This is a genomic window from Micromonospora sp. NPDC005298, assembly GCF_040607375.1.
GTDB lineage: Bacteria > Actinomycetota > Actinomycetes > Mycobacteriales > Micromonosporaceae > Micromonospora.
Window position 1 is genome coordinate 764,886 of sequence record NZ_JBEXGP010000001.1, and the last position, 15,805, is coordinate 780,690.

The 15,805-nt window shown below is 74.0% G+C and carries 14 protein-coding genes and 1 pseudogene; 5 read left to right on the forward strand and 10 right to left on the reverse strand.

Annotated elements, in window-relative coordinates:
- Nucleotides 1-13: 13 nt before the first annotated feature.
- Complete coding sequence (locus ABZS77_RS03740; RefSeq protein WP_354816548.1) at nucleotides 14-622, forward strand: XRE family transcriptional regulator; 609 nt, start codon at nucleotides 14-16, stop codon at nucleotides 620-622.
- Here ABZS77_RS03740 and ABZS77_RS03745 read toward each other — a convergent pair.
- From ABZS77_RS03745 to ABZS77_RS03760, 4 genes are all read right to left on the reverse strand, one after another.
- Nucleotides 591-1,223, reverse strand: coding sequence for a dihydrofolate reductase family protein (locus ABZS77_RS03745; RefSeq protein WP_354816551.1), 633 nt, complete (start codon nucleotides 1,221-1,223; stop codon nucleotides 591-593). The genes ABZS77_RS03740 and ABZS77_RS03745 overlap by 32 nt on opposite strands.
- A gap of 19 nt (nucleotides 1,224-1,242) precedes the next feature.
- The gene (locus tag ABZS77_RS03750) at nucleotides 1,243-2,496 is read right to left on the reverse strand and encodes a DUF6596 domain-containing protein (protein ID WP_354816554.1); all 1,254 of its coding nucleotides are present in this window, start codon (nucleotides 2,494-2,496) and stop codon (nucleotides 1,243-1,245) included.
- Nucleotides 2,493-2,849 carry a YciI family protein gene (locus tag ABZS77_RS03755; RefSeq protein ID WP_354817184.1) on the reverse strand — a complete coding sequence of 119 codons (357 nt, stop codon included), beginning with the start codon at nucleotides 2,847-2,849 and terminating at the stop codon, nucleotides 2,493-2,495. The genes ABZS77_RS03750 and ABZS77_RS03755 overlap by 4 nt, the downstream gene beginning before the upstream one ends.
- Nucleotides 2,850-2,995: 146 nt before the next feature.
- Complete coding sequence (locus ABZS77_RS03760; RefSeq protein ID WP_354816557.1) at nucleotides 2,996-4,351, reverse strand: DUF2786 domain-containing protein; 1,356 nt, start codon at nucleotides 4,349-4,351, stop codon at nucleotides 2,996-2,998.
- A 148-nt stretch (nucleotides 4,352-4,499) separates the two neighbouring features.
- Here ABZS77_RS03760 and ABZS77_RS03765 point away from each other — a divergent pair, with 148 nt between their 5' ends.
- Both ABZS77_RS03765 and ABZS77_RS03770 read left to right on the forward strand, forming a co-directional pair.
- Nucleotides 4,500-4,982 carry a DUF2243 domain-containing protein gene (locus tag ABZS77_RS03765; RefSeq protein WP_354816560.1) on the forward strand — a complete coding sequence of 161 codons (483 nt, stop codon included), beginning with the start codon at nucleotides 4,500-4,502 and terminating at the stop codon, nucleotides 4,980-4,982.
- On the forward strand, nucleotides 4,979-5,815 hold the full coding sequence (locus ABZS77_RS03770; RefSeq protein ID WP_354816563.1) for a cytochrome c oxidase assembly protein: 837 nt from the start codon (nucleotides 4,979-4,981) through the stop codon (nucleotides 5,813-5,815). Before ABZS77_RS03765 ends, ABZS77_RS03770 begins: the two co-directional genes overlap by 4 nt.
- Nucleotides 5,816-6,151: 336 nt before the next feature.
- Here the strand turns inward: ABZS77_RS03770 and ABZS77_RS03775 are convergent.
- From ABZS77_RS03775 to ABZS77_RS03795, 5 genes and pseudogenes are all read right to left on the reverse strand, one after another.
- Nucleotides 6,152-7,219 (reverse strand): annotated as a pseudogene (locus tag ABZS77_RS03775) (CaiB/BaiF CoA-transferase family protein); the annotation flags it as partial.
- On the reverse strand, nucleotides 7,216-9,369 hold the full coding sequence (locus ABZS77_RS03780; protein WP_354816566.1) for a 3-hydroxyacyl-CoA dehydrogenase NAD-binding domain-containing protein: 2,154 nt from the start codon (nucleotides 9,367-9,369) through the stop codon (nucleotides 7,216-7,218). The gene ABZS77_RS03780 and the pseudogene ABZS77_RS03775, both read right to left, overlap by 4 nt.
- A gap of 14 nt (nucleotides 9,370-9,383) precedes the next feature.
- Nucleotides 9,384-10,598, reverse strand: a complete 1,215-nt coding sequence (locus ABZS77_RS03785) for an acetyl-CoA C-acetyltransferase (protein ID WP_354816569.1) — start codon at nucleotides 10,596-10,598, stop codon at nucleotides 9,384-9,386.
- The gene (locus ABZS77_RS03790) at nucleotides 10,588-11,748 is read right to left on the reverse strand and encodes an acyl-CoA dehydrogenase family protein (protein WP_354816572.1); all 1,161 of its coding nucleotides are present in this window, start codon (nucleotides 11,746-11,748) and stop codon (nucleotides 10,588-10,590) included. The genes ABZS77_RS03785 and ABZS77_RS03790 overlap by 11 nt, the downstream gene beginning before the upstream one ends.
- Before the next feature lie 32 nt (nucleotides 11,749-11,780).
- Nucleotides 11,781-12,599 (reverse strand): alpha/beta fold hydrolase, encoded by an 819-nt coding sequence (locus tag ABZS77_RS03795; RefSeq protein WP_354816575.1) that lies wholly within the window; start codon nucleotides 12,597-12,599, stop codon nucleotides 11,781-11,783.
- A gap of 198 nt (nucleotides 12,600-12,797) precedes the next feature.
- Here ABZS77_RS03795 and ABZS77_RS03800 point away from each other — a divergent pair, with 198 nt between their 5' ends.
- Nucleotides 12,798-13,451: a TetR/AcrR family transcriptional regulator gene (locus ABZS77_RS03800; RefSeq protein WP_354816578.1), complete on the forward strand. Its 654-nt coding sequence runs from the start codon at nucleotides 12,798-12,800 to the stop codon at nucleotides 13,449-13,451.
- Between the two features lie 58 nt (nucleotides 13,452-13,509).
- Nucleotides 13,510-15,003 (forward strand): NAD(P)/FAD-dependent oxidoreductase, encoded by a 1,494-nt coding sequence (locus ABZS77_RS03805; protein WP_354816581.1) that lies wholly within the window; start codon nucleotides 13,510-13,512, stop codon nucleotides 15,001-15,003.
- Between the two features lie 7 nt (nucleotides 15,004-15,010).
- Here the strand turns inward: ABZS77_RS03805 and ABZS77_RS03810 are convergent, their stop codons facing one another.
- A complete protein-coding gene (locus ABZS77_RS03810) occupies nucleotides 15,011-15,799 on the reverse strand; it encodes a zf-HC2 domain-containing protein (protein WP_354816584.1) in 789 nt (262 codons plus the stop codon).
- Nucleotides 15,800-15,805: the final 6 nt, after the last annotated feature.

Consider the following 15,805-nt stretch of genomic DNA (forward strand, 5'->3'; position numbering starts at 1 on the left):
GCAAAGTGGGGCCATGGACGAGCATTCGGACCGCACGCTCGACGCGGTCGGCCCGCGACTGAAGCACCTCCGGCTCCGCCACGGCCTCACCCTCACCGACCTCGCCGAGCGGACCGGTATCTCCGCCAGCACCCTCTCCCGGCTCGAAGCGGGCCTGCGGCGCCCCACCCTCGAACAGCTCCTGCCCCTCGCCCGCGTCCACGGCGTGACGCTCGACGACCTCGTCGACGCGCCACCCACCGGCGACCCCCGCATCAACCTGCGCCCCATCGCCTCCAGCGACGGATCGACGATCCTGCCACTGACCCGCCGGCCCGGAGGCATCCAGGCGTACAAGTTCGTGCTCCCGGCCGGTGCCGACGACCGCGCACCCGACCTGCGCACCCACGAGGGCTACGACTGGGTCTTCGTCCTCAACGGCACGCTGCGCCTGGTCCTCGGCGACCACAACCTCCTGCTCCGGCCCGGCGAGGCCGCCGAGTTCGACACCCGCACACCGCACTGGTTCGGTGCCACCAGCGCCGGCCCCGTCGAGTTCCTCAGCCTGGTCGGCAAGCAGGGCGAACGCGCACACGTACGGGCGGCACCGATCAGCGCAGGACCCGGTACGTCAGGTGCGTGACGGTTGGCCCGGCCACCACCGACACCTGCTCCAGGCGCGGCGCGATGCCGTCGAAGAGTCGCTCGCCGCCGCCGAGCACGATCGGCACGAGGTGCAGTTGCAGGGTGTCGATCAGCCCGGCGGCCAGGTACTGCCGCACCGTGCTCGCCCCGCCGGCGATCGACACCCGCCGGTCGCCGGCGGCCTCCCGCGCCTGCCGCAACGCCGACTCGATGCCGTCGGTGACGAACCGGAACTCCGTGCCACCCCGCATCACCAGCGGCGCCCGCTGGTGGTGGCTGAGCACGAACACCGGGGTACGGAACGGCGGGTCGTCGCCCCACCAGCCCTGCCACGTCTCGTCCCACGGGCCGTCGCCACCGCCGAACATGCGCCGACCCATGACGTACGCGCCGATGTCGCGGGTCATCTCCTCGACGACGTCCGCGTCGACACCCCGGTCACCGCCGCTGAGCCCGTGCTGCGCCCGCCAGGTGTCCAGGCCGAACACCCACTCGTGCAGCCCCAGACCTCCCCGGCCCAGCGGGTCCTGCCGACTCTGCTCCGGCCCCGCCACGTACCCGTCCAGCGAGATCGACAGCTGACTGCTCACCATGCCCATGTCCCCTCCACTCCGTCCCTCATCGTCGTGCCGCCAGTCGGGCGGCTCTCCGTTCCAGATAGCGCTGCTCGGGCAGGCTCGTCGTGCCGCGTGCCGCCGCCAGGTACGCCGTCCGCGCCGCGTCGGGCTCGCCGGCCAGCTCCAGCAGGTGCGCCCGGACGGCGGCGAGCCGGTGGTGCCCCGCCGTGCGCTCGTCCGCGTCCAGTGGTGCGAGCAGGGAGAGCCCGGCCCGTGGCCCGTCCACCATGGCGACCGCCACCGCCTGGTTGAGGGTGACCATCGGGTTCGGGGCGATCCGGGCCAGCAGCCGGTAGAGCGCCACGATCTGCCGCCAGTCCGTCGCCGCCGCCGTCGGCGCCTCGGCGTGCACTGCCGCGATTGCCGCCTGGAGCTGGTACGGGCCGGGCGGCGACCAGGTCAACGCCTCGGTGATCAGCGCGACGCCCTCGGCGACGGCGGTCGCGTCCCAGCGGGTGCGGTCCTGCTCGGCCAGCGGCACCAGCTCCCCGTCCGCGCCCACCCGGGCCGCCCGGTGCGCGTCGGTGAGCAGCATCAACGCCAGCAGTCCGGTCACCTCGCCGTCGTCGGGCAGCAGCCCGTGCAGGACGCGGGTCAGCCGGATCGCCTCACGGGTCAGGTCGGCCCGGCGCAGGTCGGGTCCGCTGGACGCCGTGTACCCCTCGTTGAAGATCAGATAGAGGACGCGCAGCACCGTCCGCAGCCGGTCCTCCCGTTCACCGGGCGCCGGCATGTCGAAGCGGGCGCCGGCCGCCTCGATCCGCTGCTTGGCCCGGCGGATGCGTTGGCTCATCGTCGCCTCGGGCACGAGGTGCGCCCGGGCGATCTGGGCGGTGCTCAGCCCGCCGACCGCCCGCAGCGTCAGCGCCACCTGCGCGGATCGGGCCAGCGCCGGATGACAGCAGAGGAACAGCAGGGTCAGGGTGTCGTCGGCGTCCGCCACCGCCGGCTCCGCGTCGGCCGGCGGCGCCACCTGGGCGTACGCCGGCTCGCGCAGCGCCACCGCGACCTCGCGGTCCCGGCGGGCGCTCTCGCTGCGCCACTCGTCGGTCAACCGGCGGGTGGCCACGGTGAGCAGCCAGGCGCGGGGACTGTCCGGTACGCCCTGCCCCGGCCACTGCGTCGCGGCGGCCAGCAACGCCTCCTGCACCGCGTCCTCACACCTGTCGAACTGGCCGTGCCGACGGACCAGCAGGCCGAGGACCTGCGGCGCGAACGTGCGCAGCAGCTCCTCGACCGTCCGGTCGTCGGTCACATCTCCGTCCCGGCCTCGTCCATGATCGGCCGGACCTCCATGGCGCCGCCGAAGCGCACGTCCGGCCAGCGGGCGGCGATCTCGGCGGCCCGTTCGGGGCTGTCGCAGTCGACGGACAGGTAGCCGGCGAACTGCTCCTTGCTCTCCATGAACGGCCCGTCGACGACCTCCGGGTGACCGCCGGCGAGGCGGACCGTCCGCGTCTGCGACGGGCCGGCCAGCGCCTGGCCACCGATCAGCTCGCCGGTCTCGGACAGCTCCTTCATGATCTCGTCGACCTCGCCGAACAGGGCGGTGCGGTCCTGCTCGGACAACTCCTCGGTGAAGCCGGGCCGGTTCCAGATCAGCAGCATGTACTTCACGGCGATGCTCCTCAGGTCCTGGTCGCACCCCGGTCGGGGCGCGGCTCAGCGGAGGGTCGGAGCCATCACCCCGTTCCCTACCGCCCACCGAAGAAAATCGCAGAAAACCTTCCCGGTGGCGGTCCCACGCCGGGAGGTCAGCTCCGGCCCGGCACCTGTCGGGGCTGTCGTGGGCCGCGGACGTCAAGCGACGCCCGGTCGGCGGCCGACGTGCCGGACGACCAGCCCTCGGCGTCGCGGACGCTCAGCCGGTGCCGCGTCACACCGGGAAACAGGGTCTCCAGCCGCTCCTGGACGGCCTCGCCGCGCTTGGCGAGCACCGGCAACAGCCGCTCCGATCCGGCCGTCTCGACCGCCTCCCGGTCCGCCGCCGCGGTGGCCGCCCGCAGCCGCTCACCGATGCGCAGCGCGAACGCGTTGAGGAACGACTCGTCCCACACCTTCGTCCGCCGTCCCGACCCCGGCCGCCGTTCGGCCCGTCCGCGCAGCATCGCGGCGGTGGCCTGGACCAGCAGCGACGTGTAGAGCAGCTCCACCGCCACGAGATCCGCCGGCCAGCCCAGCACGGTGGTGAACCCGAGATCGTCGGACCAGACCGCCTCGCACCGGTTCGCCGCCGCCACCTCCTGCACCAGCAGCGCCTTCGCGCCCGCGTACGGGGGGTCGGTGCTCAGGCGCACCCCGCCCGGCAGATCCCCGGTCGCCGCGCCGGCCGCCAGCAGCGCCTCGTCGATGCTGTGCCGCGCGATCAACTCCTGCGCCTTGCCGGTCAACGCCTCCGCCTCGGCCGGAAAGGTGGTCGACTCGGCCTTCGCCAGCAGCGCCCGCACCCGGTCCAACATCCGCGAACCGCTACGGGCCGTACCCGCCGCGCGGGGGACCGCCGCGCCGGTCGACCCGGGCGGCGGGCGCAGCACCGCGATCGGCGGCAGGCTCTCCACCAGGGCGAGGACGTCGACGGCGGTGCGCAGCGCGTCGACCCGGTCCAGTCCTTCGCGGGCCGCCCAGCCGGCGAGCAGGCCCCGGTCGTCGTCCCGGACCCCGGCGGTCAGCTCCCGCAACTGGTCGTCCCACCAGGCGGGGACCGGCTCGGCCTGCTCGCGCCGCTGGGCGACCATCGCGTCGCGGACCAGTCGGGCCGCCCGGGCGTCCAGCCGGCGACCGGTGATCCGGTCCACGTCGGCCGGCTGCCAACCGCGCGGCCACAGCCGCCCCAGGCTCCGGACCAGACGACGCAGCAGCGCCGCGTCCACCGCCGTGGTGCCGTCCGCCGCGCCGGTGCCGACAGTCAGCCGGTCCAGCTGCCGTTCGGCCTGCCGTACGTCGGTGCCGCGCACCGCCGCGAGCGCGTCGGCGACGAGTTCGTCCGCGTCCGGCACGGGCACCTCCTTCTCCGCCTGGCTGGTCGGTCGCACCTGCGGCTCGGGGTGGGCCGCACCGCCGGTTCCGCTGCACGCCGGGCGTCCCGGCCCGTTCCCCAGCCCCATGATCATGCCGTCACCCGCGCCGGCGGCAGGAAACGGGGATGTTCCCCGGCGACCGATCAGGGTGGCGTGGACCCCGCCGCACGGCGCGACGGCATGATTCAGCACCTCTGGGGTATTTCGGACCCCTACCGGACCTGGATGCGAGGTGTGTGTGGTGACCGATTTCCCCCTGTCGAACGCCCGTACCGCCGACACGCGTTCGTCCACGCTCGCCGGCGTCCTGATCGGCATCGCGGTCATGGCGGCCGTGGACGAGATCGTCTTCCACCAGCTGCTGGCCTGGCACCACTTCTACGACCGGTCCACCCCGTCGGTGGCACTGCTCTCCGACGGGCTGCTGCACGCCGCCGAGCTGATCATCCTGGTCGGTGGGTTCTTCTGGTTCGCCGACCTGCGCCGCAGGCGCGCCCTGTCGACCCGGCTGGCCTGGGGTGGCTTCCTGCTCGGCGCCGGCGGCTTCCAGCTCTTCGACGGGTTGGTCGACCACAAGGTGCTGCGGGTGCATCAGATCCGCTACGGCGTACACCTGGTGCCGTACGACGTGGTGTGGAACGTGGCCGGCGCGGTGCTGCTGCTGGCCGGTGCCGCCGTGGTGTGGTGGGCCCGGTCCCGCGACCCGCGTGACGGCTCCCGGTGACCGGCCCGTCGCCGCTCGCGCACGCCGGCCATCCGGCGGACGGCCCGAGCTGGTTCCCGCTGCTCCCGGTCGTGCTGCTGGCCGGTGGCTACCTGCTGGCCGCCGCCCGCGACCCCCGCGGCTGGGACCACCGGCGGACCGCCGCCTGGCTGGTCGGCTGTGCGCTGCTGGCGGTCGCCGTCGGGCCGCTGGCCCAACTCCCCGACGACCCGCGCGGACACATGGCCCAGCACCTGCTGCTCGGCATGGTCGCCCCGCTCGGGCTGGTGCTCGGCGCCCCGGTGACGCTGCTGCTGCGGGTCTCCCCGCCACCGGTACGCCGGGCGGTGGGCCGGCTCCTGCGGGCCCGGGGAGCGCACCTCATCGCCCACCCGGTCCCCGCCGCGCTGCTCAGCACCGGCGGGCTGGCCCTGGTGCTGCTCACCCCGCTGTACGCGGCGGCCGAGCGGCAGCCGGTCCTGCACCACGCCCTGCACCTGCACTACGTGGCCGCCGGGTACCTGTTCGCCTGGTCCCTGGCCGGGCCGGACCCGGCGCCCCGCCGCCCGGGCCTGGCGGTACGGGTCGGCGCGCTGCTCGGCGCCGCGGCCGGTCACGCGGTGCTCGCCAAGTACCTGTACGCGCACGCCGGAAGCCTCCCGCCCGGCCTCACCGACCGCGACCCGGAAGCGTTCCGGGCAGCCGCCCAACTCATGTACTACGGCGGTGACCTCGCCGAACTGCTCCTGGCCACAGCCCTCTTCGCCGCCTGGTACAACCGCCCGGCCCACAGGCGTACGCCGGGTGCAGGGGCCACCCCGGCGCCGGCGGACCCGGCGTCGCGACGCTCCTGATCAGCCCCGGGTGTGCAGGGCGGCGCCGAGCCGGGCCAGGAAGGCGCGGATGCTCTCCTCGGTGTGGTGCGTCTCGGCCTGGTCGTTGAGCGGCCCCGCGTGGCGCAGCGCCTGGTCGAGCGCAGCGAGCGTCTCGGCCCGGTCACCCGGATAACGCCCGTCGACCACCCCGTCCGCGACCCGGTTCACCACCGACCCGTCGAGCGTCCGGTCGAACTGGATCCCGTAGAGGATCCCGTTGACGTGGCCCTTCCAACTGCCCGTACCCGCCGCCACCCAGGGCTGCCGCCAGCCGGCGACGATCGCGTCCACCGGTACGGCCTCGCGCTCCGGGTCCGGTGCCGGGGCGGGCCGGCCGGTGGGTGTGCGGTCGAAACGGGGTGCCGGGGCCGGCTGGATCTCGCCACCCACCTCGACGAAGGTGCCTCGGGCCGCGTTGTGCGGATGCTGGTGCGCCTCGCCGGGGGCGAGCACCGGCGCGACGCAGGCGTCCAGGTCGGCGAAGACCGCCGTCCACTCGTCCCGGGTCCGTTCCGCGAACCGTTCGGTGAACCGTCGCCGCAGCTCGTCCCAGCCGCTCGGGTCGTACTGGGCGGGCAGGTCCGGGTCGTCGGCGAGGCCGAGGCCGGTGAGCAGGACGGCGTAGAAGGCCGGTTCCATCGCGCCGACGGCCATGAAGCCGCCGTCCGCCGTGGCGTACGTGTCGTAGAACGGCGCCCCGCCGTCGAACATGTTGCGCCCGCGCGGCGCGGCCCACAGGCCGGTGCCGAGCAGCCCGTGCAGGAACGACGTGAGCAGCGCCGACCCGTCCACCATGGCCGCGTCGACCACCTGCCCGACGCCTGAGCGTTCCCGCTCCAGCAGCGCGGCGAGCACGCCCACGGCGAGCAGCATCCCGCCGCCGCCGAAGTCGCCGAGCAGGTTCATCGGCGCGTACGGGCGCTCACCGGCGCGGCCCAGCGGCTCCAACGCGCCGGCGACCGCGATGTAGTCGATGTCGTGGCCGGCCCGAGCGGCCAGCGGGCCGTCCTGACCCCAGCCGGTCATCCGCGCGTACACCAGCCGGGGGTTGCGTTCCTGGCACACCTGCGGGCCGAAGCCGAGCCGCTCGGCCACCCCCGGCCGGTACGCCTCGACCAGTACGTCGGCCCGCTCGACGAGGCTCAGCAGGCCGGCCACCCCGTCCGGGGACTTCAGGTCCAGCGTGGTGACCCGCCTGCCGCGCTGCAACGGGCCGCCGGTCGGCGCGGCCAGCCGGCCCGCCCCCGGTGCGCCGGGCCGGTCCACCCGCACCACGTCCGCGCCGAGGTCGGCGAGCACCATGCAGCCGAACGGCGCCGGGGCGAGGCTCGCCAGTTCGACCACCCGCACCCCGGCCAGCGGCCCGCCCCGCGCCGCCGTCATGCGACGCCGGCCGGTTCGGCGGTACGGGCGGCGAGCCGGTCGGCCAGGTCGGCGGGGGGCGTGAACCGGTCGCCGTAGCGGTCGGCCAGCTCGGCGGCGCGTGCCGCGAAGCCGGCCGGTCCGCCCGCGTACTGCCGGACGTAGCGGATCACCCCACCGGTCCAGGCGGGGAAGCCGATGCCGAAGATCGAGCCGATGTTGGCGTCGGTCTCGGTCCGCAGTACGCCCTCGTCGAGGCAGCGCAGCGCGTCCAGCGCCTCGGCGAAGAGCATCCGCTCCTGCAGGTCGGTGAACGGCACCGCCCGGCCGGCGTCGGTGACCAGGTCGGCGAGGCCGGTCCACAGCCGTCCCCGGGTGCCGTCGTCGTACGAGTAGAAGCCGCGTCCGGCGGCCCGCCCCGGCCGGTCGTACGCGTCGACAAGCTCGTCGACGAGCCGGTGCGCGGGCAGCGGCAGGTACTCCTCGCTGGCCGCCTCGAACTGGCGGCGGATCCGCTGGATCAGCGTCAGGCTGACCTCGTCGGCCAGCGCCAACGGCCCGGTCGGGTAGCCGGCCTGCAACGCGGCCTGCTCCACCGACGCGGCCGGTACGCCGTCGGCGACCATGCCGACCGCCTCGTCGATGAACCGGCCGATGACCCGACTGGTGAAGAAGCCCCGGCCGTCGTTGACCACGATCGGGGTCTTACCGATCAGCCTGCCCAGGTCGAACGCGCGGGCCAGCGCCGCGTCGCCGGTGCGTTCGCCGACCACGATCTCCAGCAGCGGCATCCGGTCCACCGGCGAGAAGAAGTGCATGCCGATGAAGTCGGCCGGCCGGTCCACGCCCTCGGCCAGCTGGGTGATCGGCAGGGTGGAGGTGTTGGAGGCGATCAGTGCGTCCGGTGCCAGCACCGGCAGCACCTCGGCGAACACGGCCTTCTTCAGCGCCGGGTCCTCGAATACCGCCTCGATGACCGCGTCGCAGCCGGCGAGGGCGTCCACCTGGTCGGTGGTGGTGATCCGCTCCAGCACCGCGCGGGCGTCGGCCTCCGTGGCGCGGCCCTTGCGGACCTTGCGGGTCAGCAGCCGCTCGGCGTGCTCCCGCGCCCGCCCGGCCGCCTCGGCCGTGACGTCCCTGACCACCACGTCGAGACCGGCGCTGGCGCAGGCGTACGCGATGCCCGCGCCCATCATGCCGGCGCCGAGCACCGCCACCTTCCGCACCGGCGGCACGTCCACGGACGGTCGGGCGGCACCGCCGTTGACGGCCTTCAGGTCGAAGAAGAACGCCCCGATCATGTTCTTGGCGACCTGCCCGGTGAGCAGGCCGATGAGGTGCCGGGTCTCCACGGTGAACGCGGTGTCCACGTCGACCTGCGCGCCCTCGACGGCGGTGGCCAGGATCGCCTCGGGAGCGGGCAGCCGGGCGCCCTTGAGCTGCTTGCGCAGGGTGGCCGGGAAGGCGGGCAGCTGCCCGGCGAGGGAACGGCTGGCCGGGCTGCCGCCGGGCATCCGGTAGTCCGGCCGGTCCCACGGCTGCTTCGGCTGCGGGTTCGCCGCGATCCAGGCACGGGCCCGGTCCAGCATCTCCGCGTCGGTGGCGACCACCTCGTCGACCAGGCCGGCGGACAGGGCGTCGGCCGGGCGCATCCGCCGGCCGGTGAGCAGCACCGTGGTCAGCGCGCCGGCCAGGCCGAGCATCCGTACGGTCCGGGTGACCCCACCGGCCCCGGGCAGCAGACCCAGGGTCACCTCGGGCAGCCCGAGCCGGCTACCCGGCGCGTCGAGCGCGATCCGGTGGTGGCAGGCGAGCGCGATCTCCAGGCCGCCGCCGAGCGCGGACCCGTTGACCGCCGCGACGACCGGCCGGCCCAGTGTCTCCAGGCGGCGCAGGTCCCGCTTGATGGTGCCGAGCAGCTCGGCCAGCGCGGGAGCGTCCTCGCGGGTGGCCCGGATCATCTCCGGCAGGTCGCCGCCGGCGAAGAACGTCGACTTCGCGCTCGTCACGATGACCCCGGCGAGATCGGGTTCGGCCTCCAGCCGGTCGAGCACCGCGCTCATCGACGCGGCGTACGCCCGGTTCATGGTGTTTGCGGACTGGGTCGGGTCGTCAAGGGTGAGCGTGACGATGCCGTCGGCGCCGCGGTCGTACCGGATGGTGTCGGTCATTGTCGTCCTCCGGGTCAGCAGCGCTCGAGAACGGTGGCGACGCCCATGCCGCCGCCGATGCACAGGGTCACGACGGCGCGGCGCAGGTCGCGGCGTTCCAACTCGTCCAACGCCGTACCGAGCAGCATCGCCCCGGTCGCGCCGAGCGGATGGCCCAAGGCGATCGCGCCGCCGTTGACGTTCACCCGGTCCGGGTCGAGGCCCAGGTCGCGGACGTACTTGAGCACCACAGCCGCGAACGCCTCGTTGATCTCGAACAGGTCGATGTCGTCGAGCGTCAACCCGGCGGCGGCGAGTGCCTTGTGGGTGGCCGGGATCGGGCCGGTCAGCATCAGCGTCGGGTCCGCGCCGGTGACCGCCGCGCCGACGATCCGGGCGCGCGGGGTGAGACCGAGGTCCTGGCCAACCCGCTCCGAGCCGACCAGCACCAGCGCCGCGCCGTCCACGATGCCCGACGAGTTGCCGGCGTGGTGGACGTGCTCGATCGCCTCCAACCAGTGGAACTTCTGCAAGGCGACAGCGTCGAAGCCGGCCGCCGCACCCATCGTGGCGAAGGACGGCGTGAGCCGGGCCAACGCCTCCCGGGTCGTCTCCGGGCGCGGGTGCTCGTCGACGGTGAGGATGTCCAGCCCGTTGCCGTCGCGGACCGGCACCACCGAGCGGGCGAAGTACCCGCCGGCGATCGCCTTGGCCGCCCGCTCCTGCGACCGCAGCGCGTAGCCGTCCACGTCGTCCCGCGTGAAGCCCTCAAGGGTGGCGATCAGGTCGGCGCTGACGCCCTGCGGCACGAACGACGTGGCGAGCGCGGTCTGCGGGTCGGTGGCCCAGGCGGCACCGTCGGAGCCCATCGGCACCCGGGACATCGACTCCACCCCGCCGGCCAGCAGCAGGTGCTCCCAGCCGGAGCGGATCCGCGCGGCGGCCGAGTTGACCGCCTCCAGCCCGGAGGCGCAGAACCGGTTGAGCTGCACCCCGCCCACCTCGTCCGGCAGCCCGGCCAGCAGCGCCGCGGCCCGCGCCAGGTCGCCGCCCTGCTCGCCCACCGGAGTGACGATGCCGAGCAGCAGATCCTCCAACCGGCCGACGTCCAGGCCCGGGTTGCGCTCACGCAACGCGTCGATCAGACCGACCACCAGGGAGATCGGCTTGACCCCGTGCAGCGCGCCGGTGTCCCGGCCGCGTCCGCGCGGGGTGCGGACCGCGTCATAGACGTACGCCTCAGAGGGCACGGGCGATCAGCTCCTTCATGATCTCGTTGGTGCCGCCGTAGATCTTCTGGACGCGGGCGTCGGCGTACATGCGGGCGATCGGGTATTCAGTCGTGTAGCCGTACCCGCCGAACAGTTGCAGGCACCTGTCGACGACCTCGCACTGCCCGTCGGTGAGCCACGATTTCGCCATCGCGGCGGTCGCCACGTCCAGGTCGCCTCTGCTGTGCCGGACGATGCAGTCGTCCAGGAAGACCCGGCTGACCCGGGCGCGGGTTGCGCACTCGGCCAGCACCATCCGGGTGTTCTGGTGGCCCATCAGCGGCTTGCCGAAGGCGGTGCGCTCCTTGGCGTACGCGACGGTCAGCTCGACCGCGCGTTCCATGACGGCGACCGCGCCGACGCCGATCACCAGCCGTTCCTGCGGGAGCTGCTGCATCATCTGGATGAAGCCCAGCCCCTCGGCGCCGCCGAGCAGGTTGGTTGCCGGCACCCGGAAGTCGTCGAAGAACAACTCGGCGGTGTCGTTGGCGTGCAGCCCGATCTTGGACAGCAGCCGACCCCGGCGGAAGCCCTCGGGGTCGCCGCCGACCTCGCAGACCAGCAGGGAGATGCCGGCCGCCCGCTGCTCCGGGTCGGTCTTCACCGCCATGAGGATCAGGTCGGCCACGCCGCCGTTGGTGATGAACGTCTTCGCGCCGGTGACCAGGTAGTCGTCGCCGTCGCGGACGGCCCGCGTACGCATCGCCTGAAGATCGGAGCCGCCGTCCGGCTCGGTCATCGCGATCGCGCCGACCAGCTCACCACTGCACAAGCCGGGCAGCCAGCGCCGCTTCTGCTCCTCGCTGCCGTACGCCACCAGGTAGCCGGTGACGATGCCACTGTGGACGGCCAGCCCGAGGCTGCTCTCCCCGGTGTACGCCTGCTCGTGCAGCAGCACCGCCTCGTGGGTGAAGCCGCCGCCTCCGCCGCCGTACTCCTCGGGGACGGACAGGCCGAGCAGCCCCAGCTCACCGGCGCGCCGGTAGTGCTCGCGGTCCGGGTGGCCCTGCGCCAGCAGGCGGTCGGTGTGCGGCAGCACCTCCTTGGTGAAGAAGGTGCGGGCCAACTCGGCCAGGTCGTCGTGCTCGGGCTCACGCCAGGGCGAGGGGGGACCGTCGGGTGGGGGCATGTGCACCACCCTGACGCGCTGTTGGCGGCATGTCAATAAGTCTCGAGCAGGAGCCGCGCGCAGGCCTGCGGGTCGTCCGCGAAGGGCAGATGTCCGCAGCCCGGCAACGGCACGTGCCGGGCCGCGGGCAGCGCCGCGCGGGCCCGCCGGGCCTGAGTGGGGTACGGCAGAACGAGATCGCGCGTACCCCAGGCGACAGTCACCGGAATGTCGTCGAGCACGGCTGCCGTCTCCCGACGGAGCTGCCACCCGGCGAACGCGGCGCGTGCCGCCGCGAAGCCTGGCGCGTCGGCCAGCGCCGCCGCGGACTCGACGCACTCGTTCCGGCTGAGTCGTCCCGGGTTGCCGTAGAAGAGCCCGCAGAACGCCACCCGTCCCGCCCGGTTCGCCAGCAGCGGGGGCAGTGCCGGCCGCAACGCGACGGCGGCCGAGCGGGCTCCCCCGACCGTCAGTTGGCACCAGCGTCGCCCCACCGGGCCCCAGAACCCGATCGGCGAGAACGCGGTCACCGAGCTGGCCAGCCCGCGCCGCCCCAACTCCAGCGCGATGCCACCGCCGAGCGAGTTGCCGGCCACGGCGGGCCGCCGTACGCCCAGCGCGTCAAGGAACGCGGCGACCTGATCCGTCAGATGCTCCACCGAGCCGGGCGAGGGATGTGCCGGTTGCCCGGGCCACGGTGGCGAGGCGCCGAAGCCGGGCAGGTCCAGCGCGATCACGTCCCGGTGCGGGGCCACTTCGTCGAGCACCGGCGACCACACCTGCCACCGACTGCCGATCCCGTGGATGAGCACCAGCGGCGGGCCGTCACCCCGCCGCGAGTGGGTGAGCCGGCCCGGATCTCCTCGCCGCATCCGCCCACCCTCGCACGCCGCCCCCTTTGCTCTGCACCTGCGGAGGCGACGGTTACGGTCTGCTACCGGCGCCTATCGGGGTGCAGAGCAAAGGGAGTGGCCTGTGCACCCTCGTCTGGCGAGGGTGCGGCTGGTGATCAGGGTTTTTGCCTGGCTGGCCGCCGCGCTGACGCAACGGCTGCCGCTAGGGTCGGGCAGATGAGTGTCGAGACCGCTCCCCGCCGCCGCCGGTTGGAGCCGGACGCCAGGCGCGGGCAGATCCTGGCCTGCGCGGTCCGGCTGTTCGGCGAGCGCCCGTACGCGGACGTGTCGACCACCGACGTGGCCCGGGAGGCGGGCGTGGCCCGGGGCCTGGTCAACCACTACTTCGGCACCAAGAAGGACCTCTATCTGGAGGTCGTACGGGTCATGGTGACCATCCCGGAGGTCGCCGTGGAGCGGCTGCCCAAGGGGGATCTGCGGACCCGGGTCGACGCCAGTGTCTCCTGGTTCCTCGACGTGGTGTCCCGGCACAGCACCTCCTGGCTGGCCGCCGTCACGGCGCGGGGGATGGGCGGCGACGCCGACGTGGAACGCGTGCTCGCCGAGGCCGAGGAGGTAGCCGCCGACCGGATGCTCGTCGCCGTCGGCCTGGCCGAGGAGGCGCAGGACCACGAGGAGTTGCGAGGGATGGTCCGGGCGTACTGCGGGTTGGCGATGTCGACCGCCCGGGAGTGGCTCCAGCGCGGGGTGCTGACCCGCGCGCAGGTGCACCTACTGCTCACCACCACCCTGCTGACGATCGTGGAGCAGGTCGTCCCGCAGGTCATCGCGGGTGACGGTGCGGTGCGCCCGGGCAGCCCTCCCGCGTAGTCGTTGGCGCACTGCCAACAAGCTGCTACGGTCACCGGCACGGCTGAGGGAGCCCGCCATGACCGACACCGCACCAACCGGCACCGCCCGCGACGGCGGCACCCGGCGCCGGGTCCGGGTGGCGATCATCGGCTCCGGGTTCGGCGGGGTTGCGGTGGCCGCCGCGCTGACCCGTACCGGTGATGTGGACGTGGTGCTGCTGGAGCGGGCCGACCGGATCGGCGGCGTCTGGCGGGACAACACCTACCCGGGCTGCGCCTGCGACATCCCGGCGCCGCTCTACTCGTACTCCTTCGCCCTGAACCCGGACTGGTCGCGGCGCTTTCCACCGCACTCGGAGATCCTGGACTACCTGCACCGCTGCGCGGCCGAGCTGGGCCTGACCGATCGTGTGCGGCTGCGGACCGAGGTCACCGACGCGTCGTGGGACGAGGCGGCAGCGTGCTGGCGGCTGCGTACCGCCGACGGCGCCGAACAGACGGCGGACGTGCTGGTGCCGGCGGTCGGTCAGCTCTCCCGGCCGGTGGTGCCTGTGCTGCCGGGCGCGGAACGGTTCGCCGGGACGGCGATGCACACCGCCCGCTGGAATCCGACGGTACGGCTGGAGGGCGCCCGCGTCGCGGTGATCGGCACCGGGGCCAGCGCCGTGCAGCTCGTGCCCGCCGTCGCCGAGCGGGCGGCCCGGGTGACCGTGTTCCAGCGCACCCCGCCGTGGACCCTGCCCAAGCCGGATCGCCGGCACGGTCGCCTGGGTCGGGCGCTCTACCGGCGGGTGCCGGCCCTGATGCGGCTGCCCCGGGCCGCGTTCTGGTCGGCCACCGTGATCACCGGGCTGGCGGTGACCGGCAACCGGACCGCCGCCGCGCTGCTGCGCGGGCTCTCGCGGGCGCAGCGGTGGTGGCAGGTACGCGACCCGGAGCTGCGCGCCAGGGTCACGCCGGTCGAGCCGATGGGCTGCAAGCGGGTGCTGTTCACCAGCGACTGGCTGCCCACCCTGGCCCGCCCCGACGTCGACCTCGTCACCGAGAAGATCGTCGAGCTGACCGAGGACGGCGTACGGACCGCCGACGGCCAAGTCCACCCCTGCGACGTGCTGGTCTACGGCACGGGCTTCGCGGCCACCGACTTCCTGGTGCCGGTCCGGGTCACCGGTCGCGCCGGAAGGCGGCTCGACGAGGAGTGGCGCGACGGCGCGTACGCGTACCTCGGGATGGCCGTCCCCGGCTTCCCGAACCTCTTCCTCATGTACGGCCCGAACACCAACACCGGCAACACCTCGGTGATCTACTTCCTGGAGGCGCAGGCCCGGCACATCGCCCAGGCGGTCCGGTTGCTCGCCGCCGGCGGTCCACCCCTCGAGGTACGCCCCGAGGTGGCCGCCGCCCACGACGCGGAGATGCAGCGGCGACTGGCCGACAGTGTGTGGACGGCGTGCCGGAGCTGGTACCGCACGGCCAGCGGACGGGTCGTCATGAACTGGCCGGGGATGGCCGCCGAGTACCGCCGCCGCACCGCCCGACTGGACCCGGCCGACTACGGGCGTACCGGCTGACGGCTGCTCAGGCGGCTCGTCGGTCGGTACGTGCCGCCGGGGCGGCGTACCGGTCGGCCGCCTGCGCCGGATACGACTCGGGGCGTACCACCCGCAGGGGCCGGTCGACCTCGTCCGCGCCGAACCGCCAGCGCGACGGTGCCGGCTGCCGCTGTGGCGACGGCCCACCGGGGCGCAGCCCGGGCCGGGACAGCAGCACCGTGATCAGGTAACCGACCACCAGGAACCCGTGGCTGACCAGTCGTTCCCCGCCCACCGACCCGGTCGCCAGGTCGTTGACCGAGAGCAGCAGCAGCGTGCCGACGAAAGCGCTGAGCATCGGCAGCAGACCGGCTGGCGGGCTGCGGCGTACCGCGACGAAGAGGAACCCGGCACCCACCGCGACGTTCCAGGCGGCGGACTCGTGCCACAGGTGCTGGCCGGTGGGGTGCAGGTGGTCGGCGGTCGCCCCGCGGCCCACCTGGGCCAGGCCGAGCACCAGTTGCACCGCGCCGAGCAGCCCGAGCGCGGCGCGCAGGCCGGCGACCAGCGGGCCACGTCGGGGCAGGCGGGGTCGCCACCACGACCGGCGGGCCGGCGGTGCGGCGGCGGTGGCCGCCAGGATCGCCGCGGTCCGGTCGGGCACGTCGGTGACCAGTCGGGTACGAACACGGCGGGTCACCGAGGCCGCCGCGCTGAACCAGGCCCGACACTCGGCACACCCGTCGAGGTGCCCCTGCGCCGCCGTCCGCTCGGCGGCGGTCTCCTCCCCGTCCAACTGCGCGGACAGGACCTCCCGCCACTGCTCACACCCCATGTACCG

Excerpts from the sequence above, each read along its gene's own strand:
- ABZS77_RS03755 (WP_354817184.1), bottom strand. The coding sequence starts at position 2,849 with ATGCTGCTGATCTGGAACCGGCCCGGCTTCACCGAGGAGTTGTCCGAG.
- ABZS77_RS03800 (WP_354816578.1), top strand. The coding sequence starts at position 12,798 with ATGAGTGTCGAGACCGCTCCCCGCCGCCGCCGGTTGGAGCCGGACGCC.
- ABZS77_RS03805 (WP_354816581.1), top strand. The coding sequence starts at position 13,510 with ATGACCGACACCGCACCAACCGGCACCGCCCGCGACGGCGGCACCCGG.
- ABZS77_RS03790 (WP_354816572.1), bottom strand. The coding sequence starts at position 11,748 with ATGCCCCCACCCGACGGTCCCCCCTCGCCCTGGCGTGAGCCCGAGCAC.
- ABZS77_RS03740 (WP_354816548.1), top strand. The coding sequence starts at position 14 with ATGGACGAGCATTCGGACCGCACGCTCGACGCGGTCGGCCCGCGACTG.
- ABZS77_RS03810 (WP_354816584.1), bottom strand. The coding sequence starts at position 15,799 with ATGGGGTGTGAGCAGTGGCGGGAGGTCCTGTCCGCGCAGTTGGACGGG.
- ABZS77_RS03745 (WP_354816551.1), bottom strand. The coding sequence starts at position 1,223 with ATGGGCATGGTGAGCAGTCAGCTGTCGATCTCGCTGGACGGGTACGTG.
- ABZS77_RS03760 (WP_354816557.1), bottom strand. The coding sequence starts at position 4,351 with ATGATCATGGGGCTGGGGAACGGGCCGGGACGCCCGGCGTGCAGCGGA.
- ABZS77_RS03780 (WP_354816566.1), bottom strand. The coding sequence starts at position 9,369 with ATGACCGACACCATCCGGTACGACCGCGGCGCCGACGGCATCGTCACG.
- ABZS77_RS03795 (WP_354816575.1), bottom strand. The coding sequence starts at position 12,599 with ATGCGGCGAGGAGATCCGGGCCGGCTCACCCACTCGCGGCGGGGTGAC.